The sequence below is a fragment of the Nosocomiicoccus massiliensis genome (assembly GCF_000438455.1).
Lineage (GTDB): Bacteria > Bacillota > Bacilli > Staphylococcales > Salinicoccaceae > Nosocomiicoccus > Nosocomiicoccus massiliensis.
On sequence record NZ_CAVG010000032.1, the window covers coordinates 1 to 11,530 of the forward strand.

Genomic DNA, 11,530 nt, shown 5'->3' on the forward strand with positions numbered 1-11,530 from the left:
AAGTAATAGTATAGATGTTCACTTATATTTTCGACGTGATCACCAATACGTTCTATATATTTAGCGATTAATACAACTTGACTCATAATGACTTTATCTTCAATTTTTTCGATTGCTTCTGACGTCGTATCGATATAAAGCATATCGATATCTTCGTCTCTAGATAATAATTCTTTGATCAATGCTAGATCTTTTGTTTCCATTGCAACTGTCGCATCTGAAAGCATGAGCTTTGACAGCTGTAACATCGATTTAAATTTATTGATAATTTCTTCTGATCCGATATTATACTCAGCGCTTACGTTTGCAATATTTACAACGTTATCTGCCACTCGCTCTAAATCCTCTGCGATTTTAATATAAGAGATTAACATTCTTAAATCAGACGCAACTGGTGCTTCTAATGTAATTAAAGATATAATCTTTTCATTAATTAGAAGCTCTAAGTCATTGACAACAATATCTTCTTTAGAAATATCTTTTAGCGCATCTACGTTTCTATGTTCTATACAGTGAATGAGTTTATCAATTCTTTTTTCTACTTCGTTTGATAATCTAAAAACATAAGAAGTGACTTCATCTAAATTATTAATAAAATTTTGTCTCGGCTTCATTATCCAAACCTACCTGTTACATAATCTTCTGTACGTTGATCACGTGGGTTTTCAAAGATTACTTTAGTATCGTCATATTCGATTACCGATCCATTATAGAAAAATGCCGTTTTATCAGAAACACGGGCAGCTTGTTGCATGTTGTGTGTCACGATAATAATCGAATATTTTTCTTTTAACTCTTGCATTAAATCTTCGATTTTAATTGTAGAGATTGGATCTAGTGCACTTGTCGGTTCGTCCATTAATATAACATCTGGTTCAATCGCGAGTGTTCTAGCAATACATAAACGTTGTTGCTGTCCGCCTGATAGACCATATGCATTATCTTTAAGACGATCTTTTACTTCATCCCAAAGCGCTGCTTGTTTTAAACTTCTCTCAACGATTTCATCGAGCGTCTTTTTATCTTTAATACCATGTACCTTTGGACCGTACACGATATTTTCATAAATAGATTTTGGAAATGGGTTCGGCTTTTGAAACACCATTCCAACTTTTGTTCTTAACGATTCAAGAGACATTTTTTTATTTAAAATATCTTGTTCTCTATATAAAATATCGCCTTCAATTCTAACGTTAGGAACGAGCTCGACCATTCGGTTTAACGTCTTAATGAAAGTCGATTTACCACAACCAGATGGTCCAATAATCGCGCTAATTTCTTTTTCGTTAAACGCTAAGTTTACATCTTTTAACGCATGCGTGTCTCCGTACCAGAGATTTAAATTATTTGTCACGAAAACTTCTTTGCCAGAAGTTTTATCTAAAGTTTGATCTTGAGTTAATATATCTTTTACTTTATTGTCTTCTTTTACTTTTACTTCCATCTTATTTCACCTAAAATCTTTTTGAATATTTATTTCTTATGAGTACTGCGACAAGGTTCATAAGTAATAACATCGCGAGTAATACGATAATTCCAGCTGATGTTAAACTAACAAATGCTTCTTGTGGCATTTTTACCCAGTTATATATTTGCATTGGAAGTGCTTGGAATGAATCAAACACACTTTTTGGAGTCGCTAATAATGCAACTGGAATTCCAATTACAACAAGTGGTGCTGTCTCACCAATCGCACGAGATACCGCTAATATGATACCCGTTATAATACCAGGTACTGCTGCAGGTAATACGATTCTATAAATCGTTTGCCATTTAGATGCACCAAGTCCGATTGATCCTTCTCGAATAGAATTTGGCACACTACGTAATGCTTCTTTACTCGATACGATAATTACCGGCATAATCATTAGCGCTAACGTTAAACTCGCAGCGAGAACTGAATTCCCTAAGCCAAATTGTCTTACAAATATTGTTAAACCAAGTAAACCAAATACTACAGATGGTACTCCAGCTAAGTTTGAAATATTCACTTCGATAAAGTGAGTAAGTTTATTTTTCGGCGCATATTCTTCTAAATAAATAGCTGTACCTACAGATAAAATAACTGCTATAGGTGTTGTTAATGCCATTAACCATAAAGTACCAATTAAAGCACCTTTAATCCCTGCTCTTTCAGGTCGACTTGAACTAAAGTTAGTAAAGAAATCAATAGATAACGCACCGACTCCTTGTTTTAAAATCGATGCTAAAAGAATAATTAACACAACAATACCGATCATCGTTGATAAGAAGAATACTTTGCTCATAATAGAATTCAGCATTCGACGCTTTGATTGTCTTTTGACTAACACTGCTTCATCCATAGCCATTAGTATTCCTCCCTAAATCTTTTTGCAATCCACATTGCTAATACGTTCATAATTAAAGTAAATATAAATAGCGTGATACCAACAGCGTATAAGCTGTAGTACACTTGAGAACCGAATGTTGCATCACCAGATGTCACTTGTACGATAAACCCTGTCATCGTTTGAAGTGACTCAAATAAGTTGAAACTACTATTAGGTGTTGAACCTGCAGCAATAGAAACGATCATCGTCTCACCAATTGCACGACTTGTTGCAAGTACGATTGACGCTAAAATCCCTGATAAAGCCGCCGGTAAGACAACTTTAAATACAGTTTCTAATTGAGTCGCACCAAGTCCATAAGACCCTTCTCTAACTGCATCTGGAACACTCGTAATCGCATCATCAGTTAAACTTGTAATCATCGGTAATATCATTATTCCAACGACAAGTCCAGGACTAATAGCGTTAAAGTGGCCCATCGATGAAAAAATAGATTGTAACATCGGTGTGACCACTGTAATCGCAAATGCCCCATATACAACTGTTGGAATACCAGCTAACACTTCTAATGTTGGCTTTAACACTTTACGCACTGATTTTGGTGCATATTCTGATAAATAAATTGCTGAAAATACACCTGTTGGAACAGCAAACAAAGTCGCAATAACAACTATTTTTAACGTTCCTAAAACTAGTGGGAATATACCGAATGTCGGCGTGCTACTAAAAGCATTCCATGTTTTACTTGTTAAAAATTCCACAATTGATACTTCTCTTAAAAAGTGGAATGTTTCAGAAATTAATGTATATAAAATTCCTATTGTTGTTAATACTGAAACAATAGTAATAGAAAACAGTACGATAGGTACTGCTTTCTCAAGAGTTTTTGAACGTTTTTTTCGTTCTATTTGTTGTTGTATACTTAAATCCTTCATATAAATCCCTACTTAATTAGTTCCCAATAATTTCTTTGAACTTATCCTTTTGCTCATTAAGCTTCTCTTCATCTAATGCAACGTAACCAGAATCTTCAGCTGCTACTGATGCGTTATCTAATAGAAACTCAATGAATTGACTTAATGATTCGTTTTCTTTCACTTTCTCATCCGCAACATAAACGAATAATGCTCTTGAAAGTGGGTATTTATAACTCTTAACGTTTTCTTCTGTTGGTTCAACAGCTTCAGTGCTATCTTCACCTTGGATCGATACTGCTTGTAAGTTGTCTTTGTTGTTTAAGTAGAAGTTATATCCGAAGAAACCAATCGCATTTTTATCAGATGTAACTGCGTTTACTACTTGGTTTGTATCTTGGATTAACTCACCTTGAATGTCTTCATCATCCATTACTTCTTCTTTAAAGAAGTCATGTGTTCCGTGAGATTGGTCTGGACCATATACAACAATTTTTTCATCTGGGAAGTCACTACGAACATCTGCCCATGTTTCAGCTTGACCAGAGTAGATTTTGTATAACTCTTCAAATGTTAAGTCTTTTACAAAATCGTTGTCTTTGTTAACTGCTACAGTTAAACCGTCGATCGCGACTTCTAATTCAGTATATTCAATACCTGCGTCTTCTAACGCTTGTTTTTCTTCATCTTTAATTGGACGTGAAGCGTTTTGGAAATCAGTTTCACCTGCGATAAATCTATCAAATCCAGCACCTGTACCAGATACTCCGATTTCTGCTGCACTTCCGTATTCAGCATTGTAGTCTTCATTGACGATTTCTAAGATAGGGAACACTGTGCTTGAACCGTCACCAACAATCGCTTGCTCAGTGACTGAAGATTTTTCTTCGCTCGTTTCAGTGCTTGTTTCATTTGATGCATTGTTGTCATCATTTTCAGCATCATTATTACATGCTGCAAGTGTACCTCCTAGAACTAACATCATTGCTACGCTTAAAGTTTGCTTTTTCATTTTATTCCTCCAAATGATTTTGATTATGATTACATAGTACAGGTCGTTTTTAAATTTAAAATAAACGTATTGTAAAGAATATGTAAAATCAAAAAAAGACTACTGAAAAATTTCAGTAGTCTAACTATCATATGTGCCTGCTTTAATTCGTCTGTAAAATTCATCTAGATTATATTTGTAGTAATCTTTTTTAGGCGCACCATATTCAAGCTCATAATATTTTTGAATAACATCTCTTCCCATATATTGAGCTGGGAAGAATGGAATCGTCATCGGTGTCGTTGGCCATATAATGGAGAACGCCATGTCTGGATTGTCATATGGTGCATATCCGATATACGTTTGGTTTAAAACTGAAACTCCTTCACGATACGCTTCTGCAGTTCCTGTTTTACCAGCAGCTTTTGGTTCTAATTCATGATACGCATCCCATCCTGTTCCGTATCTATCCGTCGATTGATGATGTGTATTAAAAACATCATATAACCCTTTAGAAATTTGTTCTTTTTCAGCGTCAGTCATCATGACAGTATTTAAAACATTACCATTGAACGAGCGTATTACTTTTCCTGGTTCATTTGGATTATGCTCTCTGATTTCTTTAGCAAGGTGTGACTGCATTCTATTACCACCGTTCGCAACTGTAGAAATGTATTGTGAAAGCTGTACTGTAGAGTACGTATCATACTGTCCAATCGCTAAGTCTAAATAGTTCCCAGGGTTATTAGTTAGTGGTGGAGAAATACCTGTCTCTTCATTTGGTAAATCAATACCTGTTGACACACCAAGTCCAAATTGATTTAACCCATTTCTTAATTTATACGCATCATTAGAAATATCACTTGGTAGTGGCATATTACGATCGTATTCTAAACCGAGTAAACGAAGTGCGATTTTAATCATGTAAACGTTCGAAGAGACCATTAAAGCGTGTTGATCGTCTACGTTGTAACTATTGTCACGGTTAAAGAATGAAGATTTGTTCGTACCATCAGCAAATACGAGTGGTTCATCGACTTGTGATTCTCCAGGTTGTAGAACATCGTTTTGATAACCTGTAACAACCGTACCAATTTTAACGGATGAACCTGGTACATAACTCACAGCAAATGTACCATAATCAAAATCTTCAATATCTCCGTCTTTATTCATATGTTTACCAACCATCGCTAAAATATCACCATTATATGGATCTTGTACGACAAGAGTCACAGTATCTAAAAACTCTGGTCGAATATCCCATTCGATATCGCCATTTAAATCCGCACGTTGTTTTGCAGCTTCTGCTAAATTACGCATTTCTTTTAAATGATGCTCTGCAATTTTTTCAAGTTCTTGCTGTAATTTGATATCGATTGTTAAATATAAATCGTTACCAGGTTTACCATCTTTTACAACTTCTTGATTGATAATGCGACCTGCTCGATCTGTTGAATATTTAACTTCTTCTTTTTCACCACGTAAAATATCCTCATATTGAAATTCTAAATATGATTTACCGACACGGTCGTTTTGTGAGTAACCAAGTGATTTATAATAATCAGAGAGTTCTTTAGGTAATCCTTCTTTCGGTGAACTCACGTCTCCAAGAATTGTACGTAGTGTTGAACCATAAGGATATTCTCTTTTCCAGTCCATTCCGGTTGTAATTCCTTCTAACTTATCGAGATCTTCATTAATTGTAGCGAACTCTTTTTCTGTGACATTACTTCCTTTAATAGTAACGGGGTCTAATTCTGTTGCGACGATCATTCTCGTATATATAGAAATGATGTTTTTATCTTCTTCAGTAAGTAATGAGTCTAAATATTCGTTACTAATGTTCTCATATACCGCTTCATTAAAATCATTTCTAGATATATTACCGTCATCCAGTAATGTTGCCTCATTAGGCATTTCTTTTAGTAACTCGTCAAAATAATTATTTAATGCATAGTCTTGCTTATCACGTAACGTTAAATTTTCTTCATCCATCTCCAAATAGTTCGATAGCTTATTTGCAAGATCCATAATTTCACCATTAGACATATTTCGATGTCTCGTAAAGAAAATGGCACGTTCGGACTTATTTTTAACGAGAACGTTACCGTTTCGATCATAAATCTCACCACGTGGTACGTTTTGATTAATCTTAACGTATTGTGCGTTTTCAACGCGTTCATGGTAAGATTCACCCTGAATGACTTGTAACTGTCCTAAGCGAAGAATTAAAATTATAAATGATATAAAAACAATAAATACTAATGTATTTGCTCTCGACTTAAATAGTTGATATTTAATCGCCTCAGAGCTTTTTTTCTTAACACGTCTCACACGCTTCAACCTAACTTTCTTTCGTTAAAATTCACATTCTATTTTAACATATTATCACGTTATTCATTAAAAAAAAGCCATGAGTTTTACAACTCATGGCTTGAAAGGAAGTTATTATTTAGCTTCTTGATATAACTCGTTTACTTTTTCCCAGTTTACAACGTTCCAAATCGCACCTAAGTACTCTGGACGTTTGTTTTGGTATTTAAGGTAGTACGCATGCTCCCATACGTCCACACCAAGTACAGGTGTTTTACCTTCCATTAATGGGTTATCTTGGTTAGGAGTAGAAGTAATTTCTAAACCATCATTCCCAACAACTAACCATGCCCAACCAGATCCAAAACGACCTGCAGCTGCAGCTTCAAATTTCTCTTTGAATGAATCTAAAGAACCGAATTTATCTTCGATAGCTTCTTTAAGTTCAGCTGGTACGTCTTTTTGTTCTGGAGTTAATAATTGCCAGAATAATGAGTGGTTGCAGTGTCCACCACCGTTGTTTCTTACAGCAGTACGAATATCTTCAGGTAATGAATCGATATCTTTTACTAATTCTTCTAAAGATTTGTTTTCGAATTCTGTACCTTCAACTGCGTTGTTTAAGTTTGTTACGTAAGTGTTGTGATGTTTAGAGTGGTGAATCTCCATTGTTTCTTTGTCGATTGTAGGCTCTAACGCATCATATGCATAGTCTAACTCAGGTAGTTCAAATGCCATAACTAAAATCTCCTCCTAATGATGTTTACATCCCAAATATACCAAATTAAGTGCTACAATAAAAGGTATAAGCTTCTACCTATCAGTAAATCAGTCAAATGTCTGACTAAAATAGAATTTGGATGTGTTGAATTCATGGATTATTTAAAATATTTCAAACGACTACTGACGTTTGAAAAATATCCTCTATTTAGAACAGTACCCTTTAAGTATCTGTTATTAAACATATTAATTATAGGTACACTTCTTTCAGTCCCTTATATGTTATCTTTTTTTAATACAAATCAATTTGCGAATGCTCTAAGTGAAGTAAAAGACGACATACCGAATTTTGAAATTAAAGATGGATATTATGTTGGAGATGAAAAAAACTTAACAACCTCTAAAGGTCGAATTGTCTTTACAGAAGAGTCTTTACCATTAGAAGATGCCTTTATAACATTTCAACATCAAGGCATTCAAATTCATAATATGACTGAAGATTATCTACCATACTCAAGTTTTAATAAATTTAATAATGATAACGAGTTAAAGCAATATATCGATACACATACTAAGAGTACTGGATTCTTTTTTGCAGTGTACTCAATCATACAAATTATAGTGATGGCTGCATTTTACGGTTTACATTGTTATTACTACTATCATTTATATTAAATAAAATTGCATCAATGAGAAATAAACGTACGGATTATATGAACTGGTTTAAAATCATTTCTTATAGTTTCGTCATTCCGACGGTACTTTTTACAGTTATAAAACTTATAACGGGTAATGAACTTTGGTTCATATATATTTTCGTATTCATCTTCTTAATATATTACGACAAGAAACTACCCGTATTCAAAAAGAAGCAGACGATAAAATAGTTCGTTCATCATTACAACATAATAGATTTGTTGTATAATTGAACATACAAAAATAAATCACATTGTTTCAAGGAGATATATTAAATGTCAGAAATTACACATCGTAAAAACACTCGTCCTGTACGAGTTGGCGATCTAGTGATTGGTGGCTCAGACGAGATTATCATTCAAAGTATGACAACGACGAAAACCCATGACGTTGAGGCGACAGTCGCTGAAATTAAACGTTTAGAAGAAGCAGGTTGTCAAATCGTGCGCGTCGCTTGTCCACGTGAAGAAGATGCGCTAGCAATTAAAGAAATTAAAAAACAAATTAACATACCATTAGTCGTCGATATTCACTTCGACTATAGACTCGCACTACTCGCTATTGAAGGTGGTGCGGATAAAATTCGTATCAATCCAGGTAACATCGGTAAACGTGAACGCGTTGAAGCGGTTGTAAATGCGTGTAAAGAAAAAGGCATTCCGATTCGTATTGGAGTAAACGCAGGAAGCCTAGAGCGTCACATTATCGAAAAATACGGTTATCCAACAGCTGACGGAATGCTAGAAAGTGCGTTACACCATATTAAAATATTAGAAGACTTAGATTTCCACGATATTATCGTATCTATGAAAGCTTCTGACGTTCACTTAGCAATCGAAGCATACGAGAAAGCATCTAAAGCATTCGACTACCCGCTTCATATTGGTATCACTGAAAGTGGTACGTTATTTGCTGGGACAGTTAAAAGTGCTGCAGGGCTTGGGGTGCTCATCAATAAAGGAATTGGTAATACGATGAGAATCTCATTATCTGCAGACCCTGTTGAAGAAGTAAAAGTTCAAAAAGAATTATTAAAAACATTTGGACTCGCTTCAAACGCAGCAACACTTATCGCGTGTCCGACATGTGGACGTATTGAAATCGACTTAATTGCGATCGCAAATGAAGTCGAAGAGTACATTTCAAACATTAAAGCACCGATAAAAGTAGCCGTTCTTGGATGTGCAGTAAACGGTCCAGGAGAAGCACGTGAAGCGGACATTGGAATTGCAGGAGCGCGCGGAGAAGGATTACTATTTATGCACGGAAAAACAGTGCGAAAAGTACCCGAAGAAACGATGGTCGACGAACTTAAAAAAGAAATCGACATATTAGCTGAAGCACATTACGAAAAAGAAAGACAGCGTAAAAAAGAACTCGCAAATGAAAATAAATAAAACTTAAATGACAACACCCCTAAAGTTAGATTTTATTTCTAACTTTAGGGGTGATTTTTTAATCATTTCGACAATTCGAACATAAACCGTATAGCTCTATTTTATGTCCATCTATTTTAGCGCCTGGTATTTCTTTTTGCCATTCATCTACTGGGCAGTAATGAATGACTTTTACCATACCGCAATTGTCGCATATAAAGTGGTGATGATGGTGATCACTACAAGCAATCATATACTGCATCTCACCGTCTAATGTCGTCTCCTCTACTACGCCAATTTCATGTAACGTATACAGATTTCTATAAATTGTATCGTAACTAATACCATCGTATATTCCCGACATCTTATTATAGACATATGTCGCTGTGACGTATCTATCTTCTTTCAGTAATATTTCGATTAAAGATAATCGTTGTTTTGTTAGTTTAAACCCATGATCTTTTAGGGTTGTTTTAATTCTTTCTTTTTCATTATTCGGCATTCATCTTCACTCCTAATCGATTTACGATAAATGTCATAGATAATATAAAAATCGCAACTAATACGATCATACCACCAGGAGCGATATTTAAGTAAAATCCTAATATGAGTCCGAGTATGACCGAAATTTCTCCAAATAATATACTCACTGCAATTAGTGCTTTAAAACTCGACGTCACTCGAATTGCGGCAGCGACCGGTAATGTCATCATCGCACTGACGAGTAGTGTCCCGACAATTCTCATAGATGCACTAATGACTAACGCAACGAGTACGATAAAAATAAAATGAATAAATCCACTAATTTTCATCACTTCGCTATACTCTTCATCAAATGATAGTAAAAACATCTCTTTATATAAAAAGTAAACGAACGTAATGACGATAACTCCAATACAGCTAATTAAAAATAAATCATTTTTAGTCACTGCACTGATGCTTCCGAATAAGTAGCCAAATAAGTCTTGGTTAAAACCATTTGCTAGTGATAAAAATATAACAGATAATGCAATCCCAAGACTCATAATTATTGGAATCGATATTTCAGAAAAGTGTTTATAAACAGTTCTCATCTTTTCTATACCTACTGCACCGATAATTGAAAATAGCGTTGCAGTAATGAGTGGGTTAATTGTAAATGAGAGTATACTCGATAAATACACACCGAGCGTAATCCCACCGAGTGAAATATGTGAGAGTGCATCTGCAATTAAACTCAGTCTTCGAACGACGATAAATGTTCCGAGAAGTGGCGCGATACACCCAACAATTAAACCACTAATAAACGAGTATCTCATAAATGCATAGTTTTGTAGCGCATCAATTAACATATGGCACCTCACAGCAACTTCTCGTATGATCGTGATTTACGAGTTGTAACGGAAACCCGTATACTTTTGATAACTCAGCTTCATCGAGTTTTAAGAAGTCTTGTTTTGAACCGTGGAAATGTAGATGCTCATTTAAGCACGCAACGGTGTCTGCTTGGTCGACGACGACGCCAATATCATGTGTGACGAGTAAGATCGTCGTTCCACTTTCTTTTAATCGTGTTAAAACTTCATAAAAGCTATAGACGTTTTTTGCATCGATACCTTCTGTCGGTTCATCTAGCACGAGGATTTCTGGCTTATTAATTAAAGCACGAGCGATAAATACACGCTGTGTTTGTCCACCTGAAAGACTCGCGATATTTTTATGCTTTAAATCTGTTATATCGAGTAAATCTAACACTTCATCGAGTGCTTTAAAATCTTCTTTGTTAAATTTTTTAAATAGTCCACGCTTTTTTGTTAAACCACTTAATACGACTTCTTTTACAGTCGCAGGAAACCCTTTTGCAAATGATGCAGCTTTTTGAGAAACATAACCAATTTTAGTCTCTCTATTTCTACGATTCATTCGCTTACCATTAATTAAAATCTCGCCTTCTTGTAACTTCTTAATACCGAGAATTAGTTTTATTAATGTAGATTTACCAGAACCATTCGGTCCAACAATTGCCATAAATTCTCCACGCTCTATTTTGAGATTTATGTCTTTTAATGCCACTGTCGTTTCCATTTTTTCATAATATTTGTATGATACATTTCTTATTTCGAAAACGGGCGTTGACATGACAACACCTCCAACATGCTTTTAGTCGTATAATTATAACGTAACTGTTACGAATTGTAAATAAAACGAGCACTGTAACAGTGCTCGTTT

General features: G+C 34.9%; 13 protein-coding genes. 3 read left to right on the forward strand and 10 right to left on the reverse strand.

The features are described from left to right. The 7 genes from phoU to TJ68_RS01520 all read right to left on the reverse strand — a co-directional run. On the reverse strand, positions 1 to 614 hold a 614-nt coding region (phoU, locus tag TJ68_RS01490; RefSeq protein ID WP_040928352.1), incomplete at its 3' end, for a phosphate signaling complex protein PhoU. Next, positions 614 to 1,444 carry a phosphate ABC transporter ATP-binding protein PstB gene (pstB, locus tag TJ68_RS01495; protein ID WP_040928353.1) on the reverse strand — a complete coding sequence of 277 codons (831 nt, stop codon included), beginning with the start codon at positions 1,442 to 1,444 and terminating at the stop codon, positions 614 to 616. The genes phoU and pstB, both read right to left, overlap by 1 nt. A gap of 10 nt (positions 1,445 to 1,454) precedes the next feature. Next, positions 1,455 to 2,330: a phosphate ABC transporter permease PstA gene (gene pstA / locus TJ68_RS01500; protein ID WP_040928354.1), complete on the reverse strand. Its 876-nt coding sequence runs from the start codon at positions 2,328 to 2,330 to the stop codon at positions 1,455 to 1,457. Then, positions 2,330 to 3,247, reverse strand: coding sequence for a phosphate ABC transporter permease subunit PstC (gene pstC / locus TJ68_RS01505; RefSeq protein WP_040928355.1), 918 nt, complete (start codon positions 3,245 to 3,247; stop codon positions 2,330 to 2,332). Before pstC ends, pstA begins: the two co-directional genes overlap by 1 nt. 16 nt (positions 3,248 to 3,263) lie before the next feature. Further along, positions 3,264 to 4,238: a phosphate ABC transporter substrate-binding protein PstS family protein gene (locus TJ68_RS01510; protein WP_040928356.1), complete on the reverse strand. Its 975-nt coding sequence runs from the start codon at positions 4,236 to 4,238 to the stop codon at positions 3,264 to 3,266. A 120-nt stretch (positions 4,239 to 4,358) separates the two neighbouring features. Further along, positions 4,359 to 6,551, reverse strand: a complete 2,193-nt coding sequence (locus TJ68_RS01515; protein ID WP_040928357.1) for a peptidoglycan D,D-transpeptidase FtsI family protein — start codon at positions 6,549 to 6,551, stop codon at positions 4,359 to 4,361. A gap of 114 nt (positions 6,552 to 6,665) precedes the next feature. Further along, positions 6,666 to 7,268: a superoxide dismutase gene (locus TJ68_RS01520; protein WP_040928358.1), complete on the reverse strand. Its 603-nt coding sequence runs from the start codon at positions 7,266 to 7,268 to the stop codon at positions 6,666 to 6,668. Between the two features lie 135 nt (positions 7,269 to 7,403). Here TJ68_RS01520 and TJ68_RS01525 point away from each other — a divergent pair, with 135 nt between their 5' ends. The 3 genes from TJ68_RS01525 to ispG all read left to right on the forward strand — a co-directional run bounded on the left by TJ68_RS01525 (position 7,404) and on the right by ispG (position 9,343). Next, positions 7,404 to 7,925 (forward strand): DUF1189 family protein, encoded by a 522-nt coding sequence (locus TJ68_RS01525; protein ID WP_040928359.1) that lies wholly within the window; start codon positions 7,404 to 7,406, stop codon positions 7,923 to 7,925. Then, complete coding sequence (locus TJ68_RS08470) at positions 7,898 to 8,137, forward strand: hypothetical protein (RefSeq protein ID WP_162138443.1); 240 nt, start codon at positions 7,898 to 7,900, stop codon at positions 8,135 to 8,137. The genes TJ68_RS01525 and TJ68_RS08470 overlap by 28 nt, the downstream gene beginning before the upstream one ends. An 84-nt stretch (positions 8,138 to 8,221) precedes the next feature. Beyond that, positions 8,222 to 9,343 (forward strand): flavodoxin-dependent (E)-4-hydroxy-3-methylbut-2-enyl-diphosphate synthase, encoded by a 1,122-nt coding sequence (gene ispG, locus TJ68_RS01530; RefSeq protein WP_040928360.1) that lies wholly within the window; start codon positions 8,222 to 8,224, stop codon positions 9,341 to 9,343. A gap of 58 nt (positions 9,344 to 9,401) precedes the next feature. On the opposite strand, the gene TJ68_RS01535 is transcribed toward ispG, so the two are convergent. Genes TJ68_RS01535 through TJ68_RS01545 form a run of 3 tightly spaced genes read right to left on the reverse strand, consistent with a single transcriptional unit; the run spans position 9,402 to position 11,440 of the window. Beyond that, the gene (locus TJ68_RS01535; RefSeq protein WP_040928361.1) at positions 9,402 to 9,824 is read right to left on the reverse strand and encodes a Fur family transcriptional regulator; all 423 of its coding nucleotides are present in this window, start codon (positions 9,822 to 9,824) and stop codon (positions 9,402 to 9,404) included. Then, a complete protein-coding gene (locus TJ68_RS01540) occupies positions 9,814 to 10,653 on the reverse strand; it encodes a metal ABC transporter permease (RefSeq protein ID WP_040928362.1) in 840 nt (279 codons plus the stop codon). The genes TJ68_RS01535 and TJ68_RS01540 overlap by 11 nt, the downstream gene beginning before the upstream one ends. Next, complete coding sequence (locus TJ68_RS01545) at positions 10,643 to 11,440, reverse strand: metal ABC transporter ATP-binding protein (RefSeq protein WP_040928363.1); 798 nt, start codon at positions 11,438 to 11,440, stop codon at positions 10,643 to 10,645. The genes TJ68_RS01540 and TJ68_RS01545 overlap by 11 nt, the downstream gene beginning before the upstream one ends. Positions 11,441 to 11,530: the final 90 nt, after the last annotated feature.

Excerpts from the sequence above, each read along its gene's own strand:
- pstB (WP_040928353.1), bottom strand. The coding sequence starts at position 1,444 with ATGGAAGTAAAAGTAAAAGAAGACAATAAAGTAAAAGATATATTAACT.
- pstA (WP_040928354.1), bottom strand. The coding sequence starts at position 2,330 with ATGGCTATGGATGAAGCAGTGTTAGTCAAAAGACAATCAAAGCGTCGA.
- pstC (WP_040928355.1), bottom strand. The coding sequence starts at position 3,247 with ATGAAGGATTTAAGTATACAACAACAAATAGAACGAAAAAAACGTTCA.
- TJ68_RS01510 (WP_040928356.1), bottom strand. The coding sequence starts at position 4,238 with ATGAAAAAGCAAACTTTAAGCGTAGCAATGATGTTAGTTCTAGGAGGT.
- TJ68_RS01520 (WP_040928358.1), bottom strand. The coding sequence starts at position 7,268 with ATGGCATTTGAACTACCTGAGTTAGACTATGCATATGATGCGTTAGAG.
- TJ68_RS01525 (WP_040928359.1), top strand. The coding sequence starts at position 7,404 with ATGGATTATTTAAAATATTTCAAACGACTACTGACGTTTGAAAAATAT.
- ispG (WP_040928360.1), top strand. The coding sequence starts at position 8,222 with ATGTCAGAAATTACACATCGTAAAAACACTCGTCCTGTACGAGTTGGC.
- TJ68_RS01535 (WP_040928361.1), bottom strand. The coding sequence starts at position 9,824 with ATGCCGAATAATGAAAAAGAAAGAATTAAAACAACCCTAAAAGATCAT.
- TJ68_RS01540 (WP_040928362.1), bottom strand. The coding sequence starts at position 10,653 with ATGTTAATTGATGCGCTACAAAACTATGCATTTATGAGATACTCGTTT.
- TJ68_RS01545 (WP_040928363.1), bottom strand. The coding sequence starts at position 11,440 with ATGTCAACGCCCGTTTTCGAAATAAGAAATGTATCATACAAATATTAT.